The following is a 21,325-nucleotide window of genomic DNA, read 5'->3' on the forward strand; positions in this document are numbered from 1 at the left end:
CCACCCGGAGGATTCCTCGACGATGAATCGCGACGCTGGAAAGACCCGAGTCCTGATCATCGGCCTGGGTGACCTGGGCCGACGACTGCTGCACATGCTGATCGCCGAGCCCGGCTCGCCGTACGAGGTGGTGGTGGCCGCGCGCTCGGCCGAGACCGCGCTGCGGCACGCCAATCTGGCCCGGTACACAGCGGCGAACCTGGGCGTGTTCACCTCGGTCGGCTCCGCCGCGATCGACCTGGAGGACATCGACCGCACCGCCGAGCAGATCGACCGGATCGCGCCCGACGTCATCGTCAACGCCGCCTCCCTGCAGGCCGCCCGGGCCATCCTCGACCTGCCGGCGGAGGTCTTCCGCGAGGTCGACGAGGCGCAGCTCGGACCGTGGCTGCCCATGCACCTGGCGCTCAACCACCACCTGATGCTCGCGCGCAGCCGGGCCGACTCAGCCGCGGTCACGGTCAACACCGCCTACCCGGACGCGGTCGGTCCCGCGCTGGCGTCGATCGGGATGGCACCGCACATCGGCATCGGCAATGTGGGCAACATCGTCCCCGCGCTCACCTTCGCGGCCGCCGGCGAGCTGGGCCGCGACCCGGCCGGGCTGACCGTACGCCTGGTCGCCCACCACTACTTCAGCCACCACGTGCACCGCTTCGGCGAGGCGCAGGGTGTCCCGTTCGCGATCGAGGTGTCCGACAGGGACACCGGCGAGGTGCTCGCACCCGAGCCGGAGCGGATGTTCGCCCGCCTGACCGGGGAGCTGAAACGGCAGGGCGGGACACACGGTCAGCAGCTCACCGCGGCTTCGGCGCTGCAGGTGATCCGGGCCCTGTCCGGCGTCGAGGAGCGGCGACTGCACGCGCCGGGGCCGCAGGGTCGCACCGGCGGCTATCCGGTCCTGGTCTCGGCCGGCGGCATCCGGCTCGACCTGCCGGCCGGGATGACCGAGGCGGCAGCCGTCGCCGTCAACGAGGAGTGCCAGCGCATCGACGGCATCGACGGCATCCACCCCGGCGGCCGGATCGTCTTCGCCAAGGAGAACATGTCGATCATGCAGCAACTGTTCGGCTACCACTGTCCGGAGATGGTCGTCGAGGACAGCCTGCCGCTCGCCCGTGAGCTGGCGGTCAGGTACGACGCCTTCGCCGACCGGGTGCGGTGAACGATGGCCGGGCCGAAGGTCGTCCTCTTCGATCTGGACGGGGTGCTCGTCGACAGCCAGGGAGCCGAGAACGACGCCCTGCTGTATCTCGCCGATCTGGTCGGCGCACCCATCACCGCGGCGGATGCCGAGCTGATGTTCACCGGACGCCGCATCGCGGAAAGTGTCGACTATCTGACCGAGTACGCGACGCGGCCGATGCCGGCGGACCCGGTCGGTGTGGTGCGGGCCCGGTGTGCGGAACTGGTCGCCGGTCGGATGCAGGCGGTGCCGGGGGTCGAGTCGGCGCTGCGTGCCATCACCGTGCCGAAGTACGTCGTGTCGAATTCGCCGCTGGAGATGATCGGCGACCGGCTCCGGATGACGGGACTCGACGGTTACTTCCCCGAGGCGCATTTCTCGGCGTACGAAATCGGGGTGTGGAAACCCGATCCGGGGCTCTATCGCGTCGCCGCCGAGTCGGTGGCGGTCGAGCCCGCCGACGCCCTGGTGATCGAGGACAGCATGGTGGGGGTGGTCGCCGCCGCGACGGCGGGAATGCGGGTCCTGTGGTACCGCCCCCGACCTGATCCGGCCGATCCTGACATCCCCGGCGTCCGCAGACTTCCGGACATGTTCGGCCTCGCCACGGCGGCGGCGACCGAATCCGGAGACCTGTGGCATTTCGCTCCGCAGGCCGAAAAACCAATTCCGGATCGCGCATAGTACGGCGACGGCAGTAGGCGAATCGAGTCCGGTTCGCGTTCGTTGGTCTGCGTGCCGTCGCGGCAGCCCCTTTCTCGCCGGTCACCGCCGCAGACGGTGAGATCCGGTGCCAGCGCATCGCTGGTTAGACTGCCGTCCTTCACGACGATGAAAGCGTCCTCGTGGGGGCGCGGCCCGACCCAGTTCTTCATGTCGCGGGTGACCCGCCTCATGCCCGCGTACGTCCTGGCCGTGCTGCTCACCGCCGCCGTGCTGACACTCTGGCCCGACCCGGACCCCAACGCGCACCCCGTCACCGTGCGCCGACTCCTGGCCAACCTCACGATGTACCAATTCCACCTGGGCCAGGAGCACATCGACCCGGTGTACTGGACCCTGGTGATCGAGGTGACGTTCTACGTCCTCTTCCTCGGTCTCGTCGTGGCCGGCCTCACCTACAAGCGCGTAGTCGCGTTCTGCCTGGTGTGGACGGTTGCCTCGTTCTATGCCCAGGCCTCGCACAGCGCGCTGCTGTCCACGGTCCTCGTGCCGACCTACGCCCCGTTCTTCGTCGCGGGGATCGTGCTCTACCTCATGCGCCGGTTCGGCCGGAACCTGATGCTCTGGATGACGCTGGCGGTGACGTTTGCTCTCGGGGCGCAGTCGGTGATCGAGGAGACCGATGCCCGCAGCCAACGCGGCGACCTGATCAACAGTACAAACGCGACCCTCGCCCTGGTCGCGATCTACGTCGTGATGATCGGTGTGGCATGCGGCTGGTTCGACTGGATCCGCTGGCGTGGCCTCGTCCTTTTCGGCGCGCTGACGTACCCGCTCTACCTGCTGCACGACGTGATCGGCGCGACCATAGCCCGCGAGACGTTATTTGTCCTCGGGCCGTACCAGATGCTGGCGGTGACCCTCGGCGGGCCCCTGTTACTCGCCTACCTGGTCTACCGGCTGTGGGAACGGCCGGTGGCCCGCTGGATAGGTCGAAATCTGCGGTCGAGCTTCGCTCAGATGCGCGCCCAAGGCCGGCCGAAATCCTGAAGTGGATCGAACAGAGGGCCCCGGGGTAGCCGCGAGGCGGGCGCCAGCAACACCTCGGCCGTCGCCAGGTCGGTGCCGCGGCGGGGCGGCGGCGAAACCTGACGTGGAGTACCGTCAACGGGACGGCGCTGCTCGTCCCCCCGTGCGAGCAGCGCCGTCCTTGATGCCTGGCGAAACCGCACACGATCCGGGACACCCACCGCACTTGTAAAATCGGCTCATGGGTCGGACAGACAAGGCTTCCCGGGTGATTGCGGCTCCGCTCGACCGCGTCTACGCGGCCCTCGTCGATCCCGAGGCGTTGACAACATGGTTGCCACCCGACGGCATGAGCGGCCGATTCGAGCGGTTCGACGCGCGTCCGGGCGGGTCCTACCGCCTTGTGCTTACCTATGCCGACGCTTCGACCGCGCGAGGCAAGACCACCACAGACTCGGACATCGTCGAGGCGGAGTTCGTTGACGTCGTCCCTGATGCCCGCGTGGTACAGGCCGTCACCTTTGTCTCCGACGATCCGGCCCAGGCCGGCACCATGACGATGACGTGGGAGGTCACGGCAGTGGAGCACGGCACACGAGTGGAGTTCCGAGCGGAGGACGTCCCAGCCGGCATCTCCGCCGCCGACCACGCCGCCGGTCTGAACTCCTCCCTGGCCAACCTCGCAGCCCACGTCGAGACGTGAGCCAGCGCTCGGGGCGGCGACGCCGTCCAGAAGGCACACAGCGTGGTTAGGCTCGATCTCATGATTGCGACGCGGCAGGTCACGTATGACGTCGACGGCATGACGATGGTCGGTCACCTGTCGCGGCCAGCGAGCGGTGGGCCCTGGCCGGCCGTGCTCCTCGGACACGACGGAGTGGGTCTCGACGACTATCAACGCAGCCGAGCGGACGACCTCGCCGAACACGGCTACCTGACCTTCGCGATGGACTACCACGGCGGCCGGACCTTCTTCGGCGAGCCACAGGCGATGCTGGATCGGGTCCTGCCGCTGATGGCCGACCCGGACCGCATGCTGACCATCGGCCGGGCCGCGCTCGACGTGCTACTCGCCGAACCCGGCGCTGACCACACCCAACTCGCCGCGCTCGGGTACGGGGCCGGCGGTCGAATCGTGCTGGAACTCGCCAGGAGAGGGCTGTCCTTCACAGCGCTCGCCGTCATCCACCCCGGCCTACCAGACGCGCGCGCCGAGGACTGGACGAATGCCGACGGGGTCTTCCTGCTCGCCACGGGTTCCGAAGATCCGCTCTGTACCCCCGCTCAACTTCTCACGTTCGGCGGCGCGCTCCAGGACGCTGGCGTCGATTGGCGGGCACACATCTACGGCGGCGCCAAACACGCCTTCTGGGCCGCTCCGGCTCGGCCGGACGGGTCGCCTACCGGAGGCACCGGCCACCTCAGCCCCACCGTGCCCGGCGTCGGCTACCACGCCGCCCACGCCGCGCGGGCGTGGCTGGCGGTTCTCGACGTGTTCGGCGAGAGCATCGGCGCGCGGTGACCCGAGGAGGGCTGCGACGTCGGGGGTGGGGCAGGAAGTCCGTCGTCGGGGAAGGGCCGGTCACTGTCTCTGCGCGACGTCGGGACGTCGGGTCCGGTCCCCGGCCCAGGCCGCTTCGAGGATCGCGGTCAGGCTGGCGGTGTCGCTCGGGCCCGGGTGGTTCTGGATCAGGCGGGTGACGCCACTGGCCATCTCCGCGAAGCGCGGGAGGTCGGCGCGTGCCACGCCGATGTCCGCCAGGGTGGGAGGGATGCCGATGTCGGCAAGGAGCCCGTCGAGCCAGGTGAGGAACGTCTCCGCGGCCTCGGCATCCGAGGCGTCGGCCACGTCGAGCCCGCACACCCCGGCGAGGATGGCCAACCGGTCGCTGATGGCATCCCTGGCCGCGTCCAGCGCGTAGGGCAGGAGCAGCCCGACGCCCAGGCCGTGCGGCGTGTGCGTGGCCGCGCCGATGGGGTACTGGAGAGCGTGCGGGGCCGCGTTGCCCGCGTGGGAGAAGGCGAGCCCGGCGAGCATCGACCCGTAGGACATGTCCGCGCGCGCATCCGTGTCGCCTCCGTCCCGGACCGCACGACGCAGGCTACGGGCGATCCGCTCCGCGGCCAGGAGCGCGTAGTGGTCGGTGATCGAGTTGCGGCCGAGGAACACCTGCTCCACCGGGTCGCGTGGCCCGTGGGCCCGGGGTCGCGCGGTGTAGCTCTCCACCGCGTGACAGAACGCGTCGATGCCGGAGTGAGCGGTGACCGTCGCCGGGCAGGTGTAGGTGAGCTCGGGGTCGACGATGGCGAAGTCGGGCACGATGTGGACGCTGGAAACCCCCACCTTCAGCTCACGGTCCGGGTCGGTCAACACCGAGACGGGCGTGAGCTCGGAGCCGGTGCCTGACGTCGTCGGGACCGCGACGAGAGGAATCGTCGGCCCCGGCACCTTCGACTCGCCGTAGAAGTCGCGCGGCGACCCACCGTGGCGTCTGATGACGCCGACGATTTTGGCGAGGTCGATCACCGTGCCACCGCCGACGGCGAGGATCACGTCCGCGTCCACCTCGGCGGCGGCCGAGACGGCCAGGGCGACGTCGGCGAGTGGCACGTCCGAGGTCGCGTCGGAGAACACCTCGACGACTCCGACCTTTTCCCGCACGGCGGCCACGATCTCGGCCACGCCTGGCTGCCCCAGGAGAACCTGGTCGGTCACGATGAGGACGCGCGAGCCACTCTCGGCCACCACTCGTGGGATGTTCTGCGCGACCCCTTCGCCCACTATCAGCTGGCGTGGTCCGCGGACGGTCTCAAGCATGTCGGTGCCTCTCCGGAACGTCGGCGGCGATGTGCGGGGCGGACGTCCAGGTCACCTGCGAGACCCCGACGGCGTCGGCAGGGTTGGCCGGCGGGTTCGTGCCGGCCGTGGCCCGGGTCGCGTCCGCCGGATGGAGGCCGGTCACGGTAGGTCGATCGCCGCGTAGGTGAGGTCGAGGTACTCGAGGATGCCCTCGTGCGACCCCTCCCTGCCGATCCCGGACTGCTTCACGCCGCCGAACGGAGCGGACGGGTCCGAGATCAGACCGCGGTTGATGCCGAGCATCCCGGTATCCAGCCCCTCGGCGAACCGGAGCGCCCGCTGGAGGTCACGGGTGAAGACGTAGCCGACCAGGCCGTACTCGGTGTCGTTGGCCTTCGCCAGCACCTCGTCGTCGGACGTGAACGAGACGATCGGCGCCACCGGGCCGAAGATCTCCGCCGCCAGCATCCGCGCGTCCTCGGGCACGTCGACGAGGACTGTGGGCGGGTAGAAGTGGCCCGGCCCAGCCGGACGCTCGCCGCCCACCAGGACCCGCGCGCCGCGCTCGACCGCGTCGGCGACGAGCTCGTCGATCTTGGTGACCGAGGCCTCGTCGATCAACGCCCCGACGTCCACGCCGTCGTCGAGTCCGTGGCCCATCGACAGCGCGCCCATCCGCGCGGCGAAGCGCGCCGTGAACTCCTCGCGCACCGGCTCCTCGACGTAGATCCGGTTGGCCGCGATGCAGGACTCCCCGATGTTGCGCATCTTGGCCACCATGGCGCCGTCGACCGCGACGTCCAGGTCAGCGTCGGCACACACGATCAGGGCCGCGTTGCCGCCCAGTTCCATCGAGGTACGCAGCACGTTGTCCGCCGCCTGTCGGAGCAGCACGCGCCCGACCTCGGTCGAGCCGGTGAACGAGAGCTTGCGGGTCCGACTGTCGGCCAGCAGTGCGGAGACCACCGTGCCGGAACGCTTGGTGGTCACCACGTTGACGACGCCCGGGGGAACGCCGACCTCCTCCATGATGCGGGCCAAGAGCAGCATGGTCAGTGGCGTCTGCCCCGCCGGCTTGGTGATCGTCGTGCAGCCCGCGGCCAGCGCAGGAGCGATCTTGCGGGCACCCATGGCCAACGGGAAGTTCCAGGGCGTCACGAAGACACACGGTCCAACCGGCTTCGGCACGGTGAGGATGCGATAGCCACCTCCGGGAGCGGTGCTGTAGCGGCCCTCGACGCGTACCGCCTCCTCGGCGAACCAACGGAAGAACTCGGCGCCGTAGGCCACCTCTCCCCGAGCCTCGGCGAGCGGCTTGCCCATCTCGAGCGTTATCAGCCGGGCGACCTCCTCGGATCGCTCGGTCAGTGCCCGGTACGTCGCGGTCAACAACTCCGACCGTTTCCGCGGCGGGGTCGCCGCCCACTCCGCCATCGCCGTGCTCGCCGCGTCCAGAGCGGCGAGCCCGTCGACGACGTCGGCGTCCGCCACCTCGGCGATGGTCTTGCCGGTGGCGGGGTCCTCGACGGCAAATGTGGCTCCGCTCGCGGCGTCGCGCCAGGCGTCGCCGATCCGGAGCCGCCGGTGCTCGGGGGCCAGGACGTTCATCGGGTCACTCACTGCGTCGCCTCCGGTGATCTTTGTGGTGCCAGGTGCGGGCGCATGTCGACACACGCCCTAGCGCCCAGCCTCGGACAGCGACAGCCCGGTGTCCGCGTCGAACAGGTGCGCACGGTCCAGGTCGACAGCGACCTGCAGCCGCTCGCCCGGCGTACCGGTGACTGTGGGTCGTGCCTTGACCTTGACCATCTCGGTCCCCACTCGGACGTCGACCACCGTGCGGTCACCGAGCGGCTCAAGCCCGTAGAGTTCCCCCGCCAACGACGCGTCCCCGCGCTGCTCGACGGACAGGTCCTCCGCGCGCAGGCCCAGCAGCAGGGCACGACCGTCCTCGGCCGTGGTCCAACGGGGCCGCGGCAGCGTCCAGCCTTCCGCACCGACCAGACGATCTCCCTCGGCGCGGCAGGCGAGCAGGCTGATCGGTGGGCTCCCGACGAATCCGGCGACCCACTTGTTGGCGGGACGCTCGTACACCTCGGTCGGCGTTCCGACCTGTTGCACAGTGCCCTCCTTGAGGACCGCGACCTGGTCGGCCATGGACAGGGCCTCGACCTGGTCGTTCGTCACGTAGACGAAGGTCGCGCCGAGGCTGCGGTGGATGCGGGTGAGCTCGGTGCGCATCTCGACGCGGAGCTTGAGGTCGAGGTTCGTCAGCGGCTCGTCCATGAGGAACGCGCGCGGGCTACGGACCAGCGCCCGGGCCAGGGCGACACGCTGCATCTCACCGCCCGACAACTGCGCGGGACGACGCCGCAGCAGACGTTCGATGTGCAGCAGGTTCGACATCTGCTCGACGGCAGCGGCGATCTCGCTCGACGAACAGCGGCGTGCCCGCAGCGGCGAGGCGATGTTCTCGTACACCGTGTGTCGCGGGTAGAGGGCGTAACTCTGGAAGACCATGGCCAGGTCGCGCGCGGCCGGGGTGTCGCCTGTCGCGTCCCTCCCGTCCAGGTGCACCGATCCGGCGTCGAGCTTGTCCAGGCCGGCGATCGCTCGCAGGGTCGTCGTCTTGCCCGCCCCGGAGGGGCCGAGCACGACGAAGAACGAGCCGTCCGGTACGTCCAGGGTCACCCCGTCCAGGGCCTGGACTTTGCCGAAAGACTTGCGCAGCCCTTGCACTGCAACGGTTCCCATCAGGCCACCAGCTCTTCCGTGCTCACGTCGTAGACCGCCGGGGTACCACCGGTGTGCCGTAGCCCGACCTTCGCGTCAGCGGCGAAACGGACAGTCGGTGGCATCCGAACCCGGACGTCGCGCTGACCGCTGTGGTCGACCACGTAGATGATTTCGTCGCCCAGCCACTCCGCCGACACCACGCGGGCCGGTACCGACCGTTCCGCCCCTGGTTCGGTGACTTCCAGCGCCTCGGGCCGGACGCCCGCGACCAGGCGACGGTCGCGCGGCAGGCCCGGCGGTGGCGTGAGGACCAGTCCGCCCTGACCGCGTAGCTCCCCGTCGGCCACCTCGACGTCGATGAGGTTCATCGGCGGGGAGCCGATGAATGCGGCGCAGAACAGACTCGCCGGACGGTCGTAGACCTCCAGGGGTGTGCCGATCTGCTCGACGCGGCCCTTGTTGAGGATGGCGATCCGGTGACCGAGCGACATCGCCTCGACCTGGTCGTGGGTGACGTAGACCATCGTCGCCCCCAGTTCCCCCTGCAGGTGCTTGATCTCCGTGCGCATGTCCGCCCTCAGCTCCGCGTCCAGATTCGTGAGCGGCTCGTCCATGAGGAATGCGCGCGGCCGTCGCACCAGGGCGCGAGCGAGCGCGACGCGCTGCTGCTCCCCGCCGGACAGCTGACGCGGTCGCCGGTCCAGCAGCGGGCCGAGCCGCATCAGCCGGGCGGCCTCGTCGACCCGCTTGTGCACCTCGGCCTTGGGCAGTCCCTCGGCCCGCAGTGGGAACGCCAGGTTGTCGCGGGTCTTCAGGTGCGGGTAGAGGGCGTAGAACTGGAACACCATGGCGATGTCGCGCTCGGCGGGCGGCAGGTCGTTGACGAGCGTCTCGCCGATGCGGATGTCGCCGGTCGTCTGCCTCTCCAGGCCGGCGATGGCCCGCAGCGTGGTCGTCTTGCCGCAACCCGAGGGGCCGAGCATCACGAACAGCTCGCCGTCGCCGATGGACAGGTCCACGTGCTCGACCGCCACCGTCCCGTCCGGGTAGCGCTTGTGCAGCGCGGTCACCTCGATGCCCGCCATCAGCGACGCACCGCCCCGAGCGTGACGCCGGCGATGAGGTGCTTGCGCACCAGGTAGGCGAAGACGAGCACCGGTAGGGCGAACACCACGGACGCGGCGGCCACGAGACCCCAGTCCGTAGTGGTGCCACCGATGAGGCCGGCGATGGCGGGTGGGGCCGTCCGCACGTTGTCGCTGGAGGTGAGGAAGATGGCGAACACGAACTCGTTCCACGAGAAGATGAGGGCGAAGACCGCCGTCGCGGCGATCCCGGGCACGAGCAGGGGCAGGGTATATCGCCAGAACGCCTGCAACCGGGTGTAGCCGTCGAGCATGGCGGCGTCCTCGTACTCGGCCGGCACCTCGTCGACGAAACCCTTCATCATCCAGATCGTGAACGGGACGTTGAACGCGGCGTAGATGAGGATCAGACCGAGCTTGCTGTCGATGAGTCCGACCTGGCGGTACATGAGGAAGATCGGGACCACGACCACCACCGGCGGCATGAAGCGGGTGGACAGGATGAAGAACAGTTGGTCCTTCTTGGCCTTCAGGGTGAAGCGTGAGTAGGCCCAGGCCGCCGGCACCCCCAGCACGGTGGCCAGCACCGTGGAGACCCCGGCGACCACGACCGAGTTGAGAAACGCGACGGACACGGCCGACCGACCGCCGCCGGGCGCCACGAACACGTCCTTGAAATGCTCCATGGTGACGTTGAAGCCGAAGAACTTGGCCGGGATGGCGTAGACGTCCCGGTTCTCCTTGATTGACGTCTCGATCATCCACAGCACCGGAAAGAGCATCACGACGGCCAGCACGATCAGCAGCGCGACCTCCAGCCCGGAGCGGCCCCGGCCGCCGAGGCGGCGCGCGGGGGGCGTGTGATCCCGGGCCGGGCCTGTGGAGACGGCGTCGTCGACGGAGACGGCCATCAGCCCTCCTTGAGCTTGTTCAGATAACGCAGGTAGAGCTGCGTGAGGACGATGACGACGAGGACCATGAGGATCCCGTACGCCGAGGCGGTCCCGGTGTTGAAGCCCAGGAACGCGACCTTGTAGACGTGGAACGACAACGTCTCGGTGGAGACACCCGGGCCGCCGCTGGTAAGGATGTAGACGAGGTCGAACAGCCGGAATGCCTCGATGGCCCGGAACAACACGGCAATGAGGAGCAGCGGCCACACCAGCGGAAGGGTGATGGTGCGGAACCGGAACCACTCGGACGCCCGGTCGATCGAGGCGGCCTCGTACAGGTACTTGGGTACCGCGGTGAGGCCCGCGAGCGCGATGAGCATGATGAACGGCGTCCACTGCCAGGTGTCGACAACGATCAGGGAGACAAGTGCCGTTCGCTGCCGGGTGAGCCACTCCACAGGTCCCAGGCCGAGCGAGCCGAGCATGCTGTTGATCACGCCGAACTGCGCGTCGAGCATGAATCGCCAGAACAGCCCGACCACGACCGGCGACAGCATCATCGGCACCAGGAACAGTGTGGTGAGCACTCCTCGCCCGCGCGTACGCCGGGAGATCAGGTAGGCGATGGTGAAGCCGAGCACGGTCTGCAGGCCGACCGCGCCGATCACGTAGACCAACGTCGTCAGGGCCCGCTGGTGGACCTGCGCCGACGTCAGGATGGCGGTGTAGTTCCCGAACCCGACGAAGTTGGCGGGCCCCCCGCGGGTGGCCGAGTAGTCGGTGAACGACAGGTACAACGCCCACAGCAACGGGAACACCGACATCGCGAGCAACAGCAACAGCGCGGGGGAGATGAAGGCCACGGCGAGCCCGCGGTCGCTCAGCCGGCGGGACCGGCCCCGCGCAGGTGGCGTCGCGGACGCCACCTGCCCGGGGTGTTCGGTCGTCAGAGGGGCAGAGTCACTCACAGTCCGCCGCCGCCCTTGCGGCTGCTGGAGTCGAGCACGCCCTGCTGCTCCTTTGCGATGTCGTCGAGCGCGTCCTTCGGCTTCTTCGCACCGTTGAGAGCCGCGTTCACGTTTGTGTTCTCGATGTTGACCAGGCGCGCGTACTCCGGCACGTTCCACATGTCCCGCATCCGCGGAACCGAGTCGGTGTACACCTGGTTGAACGGCCCGGCGTTGAGGAACTCGGGCGACTCCAGGGCGTCCGTACGAGATGGCACGCCACCGGCCGCGGCCCACTTCTTCTGGACATCAGCCTGCTCGAACCACTTCATGAAGTTCAGGGCCTCGGCCTGGTTCGCCTTGGAGGAGTACGCCGAGACGTGCATCCCCATGCCGCCGAGGGGGACCAGGTTCGTCTTCTGGGTCGGCAGGGTGGCGAAACCCAGCTTGTCGAGGATCTGCGCCCGCGTGGTGCCGAGCGTCGACTGCTTCGGATCGAGCAGGCCGCCGCTCGCGGCGATCCAGTTGAACGCGATGCAGGCCTTGCCCTGGGCGACCGCCGCGTTCACCTCGTCGATGAACCAGTTGCCGGAGCCCTTGGCGGTCAGCGGCTTCATCTTGTTGACCAGGACGTCCATCGCCTCCTGGCCCGCGGCGTCGTTGAGGATGCCCTCGATCTTGCGCGTCTTGGCGTCCCAGAGGTTGCCGCCGTAGACGCCGTTGACCGTGTTGTAGGTGACGGCCGCGGCGTCGGAGCCGTTTGCCTGGTGGAAGGCCAGTCCGCTGACGCCGGGATTCTCCGTCTGGCACTTCTCGGCGGCTGCGATCATCTGGTCCCAGGTCTGGGGTGGCTTGTCGCCGATCAGGTCCTTGCGGTAGATCATCGTCCAGGTGTCACCGAGCAGCGGCAGCCCGTACAGGCTGGCGTTTTCGTCGCGCTTGCCGGTCTCCGCCTGGGGGTACTGGCCGTAGGCCGCCAGGAGGTACGGGTTGTAGGCGGTGACGTCGATGTTCTGCTTGACGAAGTCGGTGAGGTCGAGGATGTTGCCGTTCGTGACTGCCTCGCCGATGTGCTGCGAGTCCAGGATCGCGATGTCGAAGTCGGTCTTGTGCGCGGCGAACTGGGTGAACATCGCGTCGTGCCAGTTCGCGTTCGGCACGGTGTTGACCTTGATGGTCGCGTTCGGCCGTTCCTTCTTGTACTCCGTGTTCGCGAAGGTCTCCAGCGCCTGGGCGGGGGGCCAGTCGAACCAGATGAAGCTGAGGGTCAGCGGGTCCTTCGTGAGCTCCGGGACGGTCGCCGGCGCCTTCGGGGCGCTCGCCTTCGCGTCGTCGTCCTTGCTGTCGCCGCAGGCCGCCACGGTCGTGGCCATCAGCAGCATGGCCGCCGTCGCCAGCCGCACCTTTCGACCGGGAAGGGATGTTCGTCCTGTTCGGTGTGGATACCGCATCTTCTTGCCTGCTTTCTGGTGGTGGGGAACCTCTAAGCCTCGCTATGCGCTTCGCCGAGCAGTTGCTGGGTTGTTCAAGCGTGTTACCGGGCTGTCGCGGGGGTCGATCCGCGAACCGTCGTCACGGGATCGAAGTGGAGCGATGGCGGGTGGAGCCGCGATGGTGCAGGATGGCGAGCATCCGGCACATTTCCTATACGATCCAGTGGGGGCGTCAGCATCCCGCAGCGTTGTGACTGATGTCAACAGGTTCCCGAAGGCGCAAGAAAGGACCTCAGGTCACGATGGACGAGGAAGCGATGATCGCTCCGGGCCGTAGGGCCGTAACGGGTGGAACGCCGTCGGGAAGATCCGGCGGCCGGCTTGCCGACGAGGTGTACGACACGCTGCTCGGACAGCTGATGTCGCTACGCATCGAGCCCGGGTCCCGCGTCACGATCGACGTCCTGGCGCGAGAGCTGGGGGTCTCGCAGACACCGATCCGAGACGCTCTGAACCGCATGGAGGCCGAGGGGCTGGTCGTGCGTGTGCCCCATGCCGGCTACCGTATTCCGCCCCAGATCACCCGGCACCGATTCGAGGACATGCTCGAGGTTCGCCTGCTCCTCGAGCCGGCGGCGGCACGCCGATCCGCCGAACGCGCATCCTCGGCGCAGGTGGCCGGTCTACAGCAGATGCTGGAGGAGATGGCGGAGCTGGAGGGGGGCAGCGGGCACGCGGCCTATGGCGCCTTCGGGCTGCGCGACGCCGCTTTCCACGACCTCGTCGCCCTGAGCGCGGAGAACCAGGTCATCCGTGAAGCGCTCGCTCGCCTGCACAGCCACGTGCACCTCTTCCGGCTTCACCACGACACCCAGGTCACCCACCTGGCCATGGCCGAGCACGAGGAGGTGGTGGCCGCGATCGCCGCGCGTGACCCCGACGCCGCCGCCTACGCGATGCGTCGGCACATCCTGCGATCCGGCGAACGTTTTCGACGATTGTTCGACGAGGTCAAGCACGCGGAGGGTTTGGCGGTAGAGGCTTGACGGGCGGGCTGGGCCGAGGAATGCTAACAATCGATCGGATCGGATCGGATTGGATCCACCCCACCCCCAGACGCGAGGAGAAGCAGGTGCCCAGAGCGCTGCTCCTGACCGGCGACGCCGCCGAGGAGCTCGACACCATGTATCCCTACTATCGCGTGCAGGAGGGCGGTTGGGACGTCGACGTCTCGTCCCGGACGCTGCGTGACGTGCAACTTGTCATCCACGAGTTCGACCCCAACTCCGACGCCTACGTGGAGAAGGACGGCCGGAAGCTGCCGGTCGACGTGCCCTGGGCCGAGGTCGACGTCGAGCGCTACGACGCCCTCATCATCCCCGGTGGGCGTGCCCCCGAGTGGATCCGGGTCGACGCCGACGTCCGGCGCATCACCGAGCACTTCTTCGCTCGCAACCTCCCCATCGCGCTCGTCTGCCACGGCGCGCAGGTGCCAGCGGTGTACGGGCTGCTGAAGGGTCGTAAGACGGCGTGCTTCCCGCCCATCACCGGTGACATGGAGAACGCGGGCGCGACTGTCATCGACGCTCCCGACGTCGTGGACGGCAACCTCGTCTCCTGCCGTGGATGGCCCGACATGCCGCAGTTCGGCAGGGCGATGATGGAGCTCTTCTCGAAGTCGGTCGACTCCGCATCGGCATGAGCACGCCTGGCCTGCCCCGGTGACGGCACTTCGGACTGTCACAGTCGACGGCTCTCCCGTCCACGTCCTGGAGGGCGGCACCGGGCCCGCGGTGCTGATGCTGCACGGCTCCGGACCCGGCACGACCGGGTCCGGCGCCTGGGCGTCGACGGCGCAGGCGCTGGGCACGTCCTGGCGCGTGGTGGCTCCCGACCAGGCGGGGTTCGGCAGTACACCTGTCCCGGCGGGCTCCCGGGCCGGCCTTCGACTGTGGACGGATCAGGCCGGCGGCCTGATGGACGCTCTCGGCATCGAGCACTACGCCGTGGTGGGTCACTCGATGGGCGGTGCCGTGGCGTTGGCGTTGGCCGCCGCGCGCCCCCAGCAGGTCACCGGTGTCGTGGCGGTCTCGACGATGGGCGCCCCCGGGGCGCCGCTGTCCGCCGACCTCGACGCGCTCTGGGCCGCCCCCGCCGGCCCGCTCGGGGCACGAGACATGCTGAGCCGCCTCGTTCTCGACCAAGCGCTCGTGACCGATTCGGCAGTCGAAGCCCGTGCGGCCGCGATGCGGGCGGGGGAGGCCGCGTTCGCGTCGTTGTTTCCTCCACCCAGGGCGCGATGGGTCGACGATCTCACCCTCTCGGCGCAGACGCTGGCAGCGGTGCGCGCGCCCGTGCTGCTCGTGCACGGCGCCGAGGACCGTGTCACCCCGCTCGGGACGGCAGCCCATCCCCTGCTCGAACGCCTGGCCGATGTCCGTCTGCACGTGTTCGGCCGATGCGGGCACGTGCCGGCGATCGAGCACCCGCAGGAGTTCAGGGAACTGCTGTCCTGCTTCCTCCGCCGGGACCGCGGTCGCTAGCGCCTGTCCCATGAGGTCGGTCGATCACTGGCCGACGAGGGCTTGACCGACGATGCGCTCCACTCCTGCCTGGTCGAAGTCGTTCACGCGCAGAGCCGCGATCAGCACGGGGTCGAGGCTGGACAGGAGGGCGGACACGTCGTGGCGCGGGATCGCGCTGGTGTCGGTCCGGAGGGTGAGGTGTGCGGCCCCGTCGCCGAGGTCCGCCAACACGCCCAACTTGACGTTGTAGCTTTCGAAGCCCTCGTTCCAGGCGGCGACGGTGCGTTCGGTGAGGCCGAGAATCGCCTGGTGGCCATGTTCGTCATCCGGCGGTGTCGGCGGGGTCTCCCCCCACAGCCGCACGTTGAGATAGCTCGACATCTCGAAGCCTTCCCGAGCACGCGCCAGGTCGGTCTGGAGGTCAAGGTAGCGCGGGATGTCGTACTGACCGTAGCGCTGCGCGACGAGGGAGGCGTGGGCGGTGGAGCGCACGATCTCCTCGAAGCTGCGTCCTCTGACATCGACGCACACCGCGCTCATCTCGGTCAGTGGAGCGACAAGGCCCTGCAAGCGCCGCATGTGTCGATTGCTGACGATGACGGGTAGGCCGACGGTTGCCGTGCCGGACCAGGCGCCGAGGAGTGCGAAAACGGCGGCAATCAGCACCACGGCGGGCGAGCAGTTGCCATAACGACGCGACAATGTGTGGACGGCGTCGAAGCCAGCCTTCGACGACACCTTACCCTCGCAGAAGCGGGGCGTCTCGGGCGGCGCGCTCGGACGGGAGAAGAGCGTCGTCGGAAATCTGCCCATCTGGCTCTGCCAGAACTGAAGCGAGCGGTCGGACAACCGTCGGCCCGTCTCACCGGACTCGAAATTGGCCTGATCGACGGGCTGCCAGTCTTGGGAGGCGCGCCGGGCCGGATCGTTCGGTTTGACGAGCCCAAGCGCGTGTTTCAGTTCCGTGCGCAGGAGCCCCGCCGACCACATGTCCACAACCATGTGGCTCATCCGTATCACGACCAGTCGTACCGTGTCGTTCTCGGCGAGGATCACCGCCCGGAACGGTAGGCCGTGCACATCGAAGTCGAGCCGGGACAGCTCGGTGCTGACCAGCGTGGATGCCTCCTGGTCGAACCGGGGGACTGTCCACAGCTCGACAGGGACAGCGCCTGTGGTGAGCACACTCTGGCGCAGTCCCATCGACGCTTCCGCGTCATCGACACAGACAGTTCGCAGGGACTCGAAACGGTTGACGAGATCGGCCACACCATTCGCGGCCCGGTCGGGCGTCATCTTCATCTCGCCGGCGATCGGCTGCACGATGCTGATACACATGTGCCGGCCGTCCGGGAGGTTCGACAACGCGTCCCAAACCCACTGCTGTCCCCAACTGAGATTGGTCGTGATGGATCGGTCGCCAACAAAGCTGAGCGGATACGGGCGCCGATCGACAGCTACATTCATTCCTCTGGCAACCTCCGCCCTTCGGTGACCGGCGAGCCGGCGCCCGGACTCTCGACACCTACCGCGCCCGTGGAGAATGACCTGTTGTCGGACCGGCGAGGTGAATAGCCAAGTTATCACCGATCCCGCATGAGTCAAGCGATGTCCTCCGTCAAGATCTACTATTCCGTTGGGCTACTGCTCGACCGCAGGCGGCTCGTTCGGGTGTGGGTTCGATCCGGCAGTTGCCAGGAGGGCCCGGCGCTTGGCTGGTGTGGACGGGACGAAGTTCGTTGCCGTGGCGCTGGGCGGGATCGCCCATACGGCGACTTCCGAAGCCTCTCTGGGCGTCGATGACATCGCTCGGGGGTGTCGGATACCCATCCGGAACGAAGTGCTCCATTCCGGATAGCCGGTGGTGCCATTCGGCGCTTTCGGGCCGATCTTTCCCGGTGGGGTGGGGTGCAGTCCAAGCGAGTCACCGTCCACTGAGGACGAAAGACTTTCGGCTGTTCAGCAGTCGTGGCTGATTCTGCCGCCACGTCCATCCATAGGCGCGGAGGTCGAAGATCGATAATGACGCGGGTTGATTCCGACTGGTGTGACGTCTAACCTCCGAAAGGGACCAGGCGTCAAGTCGGGCCAGCAGGGTGCTCGGCGGCGTGACGGTGGCGCTGAGGAGGTGCATTCCCTAGTGCGACGGTGAGCGGTTGCAGGGCACGGATCTGATGCCTGCCGGTGATTCGCGAACCGATCGGTCGTCCGCTGCATCGGTCTGATGACATGAGCGACAGCCGAATTTCCGGCATACGCCTTGGTCCAACGAGTCAGCAGCAGGACGTCGCAGCCGAGGGTTTTCCATTGCGCGTAGTTAGCGGGGGATACGGTGCCGAACAAGATGCGATCCATCGACCACGTGTACTCGCTGAGGAGCCTTTCCAGTCTTCAGCCGCGATACTCCATCGAGCGGGCCGTCGCATCCATTGAGGCCCTCGGCCCTGTCGGGGCTGCCAGCTTCCTGGGCTCGCTGAGGATGGTGTCTCTGGTGTCTCGACGGTTGTCCGAGATAGCCCGGCCGAGCACCGCCGTGCGCGAGTGTCTTGCCGTTCTGTCTGCCGAGGCCGACCGACGCCGGGACATGTATGGCGTGCTGGGGCCGAACATCGCGCGACTGGACGAAATTGCCCGGGAGGAAGGGATCCAGATCCTCGGGGGCAAGGGTCTTGGGGTCCGCCGCCTGTATCCGGATGAAGCGATTCGCGACTTCAACGACATCGACCTGTTCGTGCGTACCCGTGACGACGCCACCCGACTGTGTCGTCGCCTGCGAGTCGAGTTGGGCTATCGGTATCAACGCCAGGAGCTTCCCTGGTTCAAATCTGATCCCGAGCGTCATCTGGTGTATGGGCAGTTCGCGCTGGCGGCACCGCCAGCCCGCCCAGAGCTGCTGAACGTGGACATCCACTTCGGGGACTACTCTGTGCGCCACTGTGGCCTGCTTGGCCTGCCAGCGACGTTCCCGGAGCACGCTCCCGGGTTACACAGTCTGCCGCTGGAGGCCAACCTGGCATGCATCGTGAACAACGCCGCCGGCGACTACTTCGTCACCGCGAAGGACACCAACGACCTGCTGCTCAGCCTCTCGCGGTTTGACCTGGACACCTTCGGCGTTCTGATTCGTCAGGCCAGACTGGACGGGTTCTTGGCGTCGATCGTCGCGGCCCTGCGCGACTCGTCGATCCTGACCGACGAGCAGGAGGCGGCCCTGCGTGAGCTCCCACCGGCGCGCACGCACGAGCTGGCGCCGAAGCCGGACGGACAGAATTGGGGCGTACGTTGTCTGGGCACTGCGCTGCACGCGTTCGAGACGACGCGGCGAAGCGGCGTGGTACGGGCGACGCGGATAGCGGCCAACGCGTTCTCCTACTACCGCAAACGTCACCGACTGAGGGTGGTACGCGGGCGCAGAATAGGCGGACTGCCTTCCCGCCTCAACAGGTGGACATGTGTCCGGCTCGTTCCGGTGGACATGGCGGTAAGCCTCCTCCCAGCGGAGCCCATCGCCCAGGCACCGGGAAGGATCGCCGAGTCTCGTCGGGTCGTGACCGGCGACGAGGGAGTCGAACGCGTCGACACCGATGCCGGCACGTACTTCAGGATCGGCGACGAATTCTTTGTCGGGACGGTGGACTACGCCCTGTCGGTGGACGTTATACGGCAGGCGGCGACGACCGCGGCTGGGACGCCGTGATCGATCTGACCGGCCCGCTTCGGCCGTGGTCGCCGCGGGTGGTGACGAGGTTCGGCGCGGCGCAGGAGCGGGCCCGCGACAGCCCGTCCTGGTGGAAGACCCCCGCGTGGCGTGGTGAGCCGGCGCTGCTGGAGCGGCTCGCAGAGTTGTTCGGGGCGCCACCGGATCGAACCGTGGTGACCTCTGGCGTCCGCCAGTTCGCGGCAAGCTGGGCGGGCATGACCGCGAGCACGCTTGTCGAGACTCCGACCTTCGCCGATCTCCCCATCATCCTGGGCAGCCGTGGGCGGGTCCGGAGCATCTCCTGGCAGTCGCTGACAGACGGTGGAGTCTGCGGGGTTGAACCAGTGGGGGTCTGGGTCACCAGCCCGTTCCGCAATCCCGACGGAAGATCGTTGGACGACACCCTCGCCGATGCGCTCGGCCAGCTCGCCGCCCGTGGGCATCCTGTCCTGGTCAACCAGGTCTACCGGTGGTTCACCTCCGATGCCGCGGAGCCGACCCTTCCCGTCGGTGCTTGGAGCGTCACCTCGTTGGCCAAGCTCGCCGGCGGCGGGGCCCGGCTGGGCTGGTTCACCACCCCCGACACGGGTGAGCTTCCGCGTGAACTGACCACCGGGTCGCCGCCAACGCTGTGGCAACGAACGTGGGCCGAGTTCCTCGATCCGACGACGTTACGCGCGCTCTGGGCAGATTGCGTAGAGCCGACCCTTGACGCGCGCCGCGCCTTCACGGAACGAGTGGCGGAGCTGGTGGGGTGGCGGGTCCCTGGTGGAGGGCTCTCGTTGCTCCTCGGCTGCGACGGTGTCGACGAGGACGCAGCCGTCCAGCTACTTGAAGAGCACGGCCTGAGGGTGTCGCGGGGCGCCGCGTTCGGCAGCGACAAGCCCTCCGTCCGCCTGGCTTTCTCCGGCGCGAATCGCGCAGACAGCGCGTTGGCGGCGGACGTTCTCGCCACATTCACCGAAATATTCCGTCCAACGCAGCGGCAGTGAGGGTGCTCATGCCAGACGAAGCTGAAGTCAAGATGCTGGACACGTCGTCACTCGAAGGTCTGCGGCCGGAGCATGAACTGCTGCTCGCACTGTCGCGACCACGGTTGGGTGTGGACGAGCGAAAGCGGATTCGCCTATTTCTGACCACCCATTCGGAGGCCATCGAATGGGGGGTCTTCATCGACCAGGCGTGCCGGCACATGGTGATGCCACTGGTCGCCCGCCACCTGACCCAGTTTCGCCTGACGCTCTCGGACGAGGGGAAGCCGCTGGTTCCGTACCGCTGGCTCTACACCGAAGCGTACGAGGGCAGCCGTCGGCGGAACCTCGTACTGGCCAGCGAGTACGCACGTGTGCTGCATGCCCTCAACGACTCGGCGGTGCGATACCTCATTCGTAAGGGGCCGGTCCTCGGCGAGCATTTCTACCACGACCTCGCCGCACGGCGGATCTCCAACCTGGATGTCTTCATGCAGCGCGCCGACTATCCACTGCTGCAGCAGGTGCTCGCCGATCTCGGCTACCAGGTCGGTGAACTGACGCCCAACGGCTCCCGCATCGTGCCGTTCGACCGTCGTACCGAGTTGTACTGGAAGGTCAACCTCACCAACACCTCGCTGCCACATGCCCGGGTAGGCGACCACGACACGGTCGAGTCGTACCTCGTCTCGACGATGTTCAGCCTGTTCCAGCCGATGCTCGGAATACGCGACGACGCCGACGAGGTCCTCGACGCCAGCGTGGCGACCACTCTGTATGGCGTCCCGGCTCGCATGCTGCACCTCGCCGACCAACTCCTCGACTCCTGCTTCCAGATACATCTGCGCGCGACGCTCTTCTATTACATCGAGAGCGGCAAGGATCTACTTGTCCGCAACTTCCTCGACCTCGTGCACCTTCTCATGAAGGCAACCCCCGACTGTATTGAGGAGTTTCGGGGGCGCGTCGAGAAATTCGATCTGACGAAAAGCGCGTATTACTCGCTGCATTTCACTCGTCAGCTCTACCCGGATCTCGTGCCGGAGCGGCTGGTCGAGTCCTTCCGGCCGGCCGACACCAGCTATCTGGAGGAGTATGGGGCATTCGACGGAGACAGGTACACGTGGAATCGGAGATTCGCGGAGCGACTGTTCGACCCCCGCCGTAGGGCTGAGGTCGCGGGGCGGAGCAAGGTTCCGGGCCCACGTTCCATGATCTGACCTCTCAACAATCAACTCTTGCCAGGGAACGGGGCTGCCTTGCCAGATTCATTGTTCAGACAGCTTGCCGTCGCTCCGACGGAGCACGACTCCGTTTTAACCCAGACCCGCGAGGACGTCCTCGCAACACTGAGCAA

General features: G+C 67.8%; 19 protein-coding genes. 11 read left to right on the forward strand and 8 right to left on the reverse strand.

Annotated features, from left to right (window positions below; all coding sequences use genetic code 11):
* The first annotated feature begins 22 nt into the window (after nt 1–22).
* The 5 genes from ACLQ29_RS24190 to ACLQ29_RS24210 all read left to right on the forward strand — a co-directional run bounded on the left by ACLQ29_RS24190 (nt 23) and on the right by ACLQ29_RS24210 (nt 4,400).
* Nucleotides 23–1,165, forward strand: a complete 1,143-nt coding sequence (locus ACLQ29_RS24190; RefSeq protein ID WP_425773755.1) for a hypothetical protein — start codon at nt 23–25, stop codon at nt 1,163–1,165.
* A 3-nt stretch (nt 1,166–1,168) separates the two neighbouring features.
* Entirely contained in the window at nt 1,169–1,870 is a 702-nt protein-coding gene (locus tag ACLQ29_RS24195; protein ID WP_425773756.1) for an HAD family hydrolase, read from the forward strand.
* A 96-nt stretch (nt 1,871–1,966) separates the two neighbouring features.
* Nucleotides 1,967–2,899 (forward strand): acyltransferase family protein, encoded by a 933-nt coding sequence (locus ACLQ29_RS24200; RefSeq protein WP_425773757.1) that lies wholly within the window; start codon nt 1,967–1,969, stop codon nt 2,897–2,899.
* A gap of 220 nt (nt 2,900–3,119) precedes the next feature.
* The gene (locus ACLQ29_RS24205) at nt 3,120–3,581 is read left to right on the forward strand and encodes an SRPBCC family protein (RefSeq protein ID WP_425773758.1); all 462 of its coding nucleotides are present in this window, start codon (nt 3,120–3,122) and stop codon (nt 3,579–3,581) included.
* 60 nt (nt 3,582–3,641) lie between these two features.
* Entirely contained in the window at nt 3,642–4,400 is a 759-nt protein-coding gene (locus tag ACLQ29_RS24210; protein WP_425773759.1) for a dienelactone hydrolase family protein, read from the forward strand.
* Between the two features lie 60 nt (nt 4,401–4,460).
* Here the strand turns inward: ACLQ29_RS24210 and ACLQ29_RS24215 are convergent, their stop codons facing one another.
* The 7 genes from ACLQ29_RS24215 to ACLQ29_RS24245 form a co-directional block, all read right to left on the reverse strand.
* Nucleotides 4,461–5,627 (reverse strand): iron-containing alcohol dehydrogenase, encoded by a 1,167-nt coding sequence (locus tag ACLQ29_RS24215; RefSeq protein WP_425773760.1) that lies wholly within the window; start codon nt 5,625–5,627, stop codon nt 4,461–4,463.
* A gap of 210 nt (nt 5,628–5,837) precedes the next feature.
* On the reverse strand, nt 5,838–7,298 hold the full coding sequence (locus tag ACLQ29_RS24220; RefSeq protein WP_425773761.1) for an NAD-dependent succinate-semialdehyde dehydrogenase: 1,461 nt from the start codon (nt 7,296–7,298) through the stop codon (nt 5,838–5,840).
* A gap of 57 nt (nt 7,299–7,355) precedes the next feature.
* Nucleotides 7,356–8,432, reverse strand: a complete 1,077-nt coding sequence (locus ACLQ29_RS24225) for an ABC transporter ATP-binding protein (protein WP_425773762.1) — start codon at nt 8,430–8,432, stop codon at nt 7,356–7,358.
* Entirely contained in the window at nt 8,432–9,499 is a 1,068-nt protein-coding gene (locus ACLQ29_RS24230) for an ABC transporter ATP-binding protein (RefSeq protein WP_425773763.1), read from the reverse strand. Before ACLQ29_RS24230 ends, ACLQ29_RS24225 begins: the two co-directional genes overlap by 1 nt.
* The gene (locus ACLQ29_RS24235) at nt 9,499–10,410 is read right to left on the reverse strand and encodes a carbohydrate ABC transporter permease (RefSeq protein ID WP_425773764.1); all 912 of its coding nucleotides are present in this window, start codon (nt 10,408–10,410) and stop codon (nt 9,499–9,501) included. The genes ACLQ29_RS24230 and ACLQ29_RS24235 overlap by 1 nt, the downstream gene beginning before the upstream one ends.
* Nucleotides 10,410–11,318, reverse strand: a complete 909-nt coding sequence (locus ACLQ29_RS24240) for a carbohydrate ABC transporter permease (protein WP_425773765.1) — start codon at nt 11,316–11,318, stop codon at nt 10,410–10,412. The genes ACLQ29_RS24235 and ACLQ29_RS24240 overlap by 1 nt, the downstream gene beginning before the upstream one ends.
* A 38-nt stretch (nt 11,319–11,356) precedes the next feature.
* Nucleotides 11,357–12,742 (reverse strand): extracellular solute-binding protein, encoded by a 1,386-nt coding sequence (locus ACLQ29_RS24245; RefSeq protein WP_425773766.1) that lies wholly within the window; start codon nt 12,740–12,742, stop codon nt 11,357–11,359.
* 332 nt (nt 12,743–13,074) lie between these two features.
* On the opposite strand from ACLQ29_RS24245, the gene ACLQ29_RS24250 reads away from it, so the two are divergent.
* The 3 genes from ACLQ29_RS24250 to ACLQ29_RS24260 all read left to right on the forward strand — a co-directional run bounded on the left by ACLQ29_RS24250 (nt 13,075) and on the right by ACLQ29_RS24260 (nt 15,315).
* Nucleotides 13,075–13,818, forward strand: coding sequence for a GntR family transcriptional regulator (locus ACLQ29_RS24250; RefSeq protein ID WP_425773767.1), 744 nt, complete (start codon nt 13,075–13,077; stop codon nt 13,816–13,818).
* A gap of 86 nt (nt 13,819–13,904) precedes the next feature.
* Nucleotides 13,905–14,474: a DJ-1/PfpI family protein gene (locus ACLQ29_RS24255; protein ID WP_425773768.1), complete on the forward strand. Its 570-nt coding sequence runs from the start codon at nt 13,905–13,907 to the stop codon at nt 14,472–14,474.
* A gap of 19 nt (nt 14,475–14,493) precedes the next feature.
* On the forward strand, nt 14,494–15,315 hold the full coding sequence (locus ACLQ29_RS24260) for an alpha/beta fold hydrolase (protein ID WP_425773769.1): 822 nt from the start codon (nt 14,494–14,496) through the stop codon (nt 15,313–15,315).
* A gap of 24 nt (nt 15,316–15,339) precedes the next feature.
* On the opposite strand, the gene ACLQ29_RS24265 is transcribed toward ACLQ29_RS24260, so the two are convergent.
* Entirely contained in the window at nt 15,340–16,764 is a 1,425-nt protein-coding gene (locus ACLQ29_RS24265; RefSeq protein ID WP_425773770.1) for a condensation domain-containing protein, read from the reverse strand.
* An 877-nt stretch (nt 16,765–17,641) separates the two neighbouring features.
* Here ACLQ29_RS24265 and ACLQ29_RS24270 point away from each other — a divergent pair.
* From ACLQ29_RS24270 to ACLQ29_RS24280, 3 genes are read left to right on the forward strand one after another with little or no spacing between them, the layout of a single operon-like run.
* Nucleotides 17,642–18,994, forward strand: a complete 1,353-nt coding sequence (locus ACLQ29_RS24270) for a nucleotidyltransferase family protein (RefSeq protein ID WP_425773771.1) — start codon at nt 17,642–17,644, stop codon at nt 18,992–18,994.
* Nucleotides 18,991–19,989, forward strand: a complete 999-nt coding sequence (locus ACLQ29_RS24275) for an aminotransferase class I/II-fold pyridoxal phosphate-dependent enzyme (RefSeq protein WP_425773772.1) — start codon at nt 18,991–18,993, stop codon at nt 19,987–19,989. Before ACLQ29_RS24270 ends, ACLQ29_RS24275 begins: the two co-directional genes overlap by 4 nt.
* Nucleotides 19,990–19,997: 8 nt before the next feature.
* Complete coding sequence (locus ACLQ29_RS24280) at nt 19,998–21,188, forward strand: nucleotidyltransferase family protein (protein ID WP_425773773.1); 1,191 nt, start codon at nt 19,998–20,000, stop codon at nt 21,186–21,188.
* Nucleotides 21,189–21,325: the final 137 nt, after the last annotated feature.

The sequence above is a fragment of the Micromonospora sp. DT228 genome, assembly GCF_049841595.1.
Lineage (GTDB): Bacteria > Actinomycetota > Actinomycetes > Mycobacteriales > Micromonosporaceae > Micromonospora.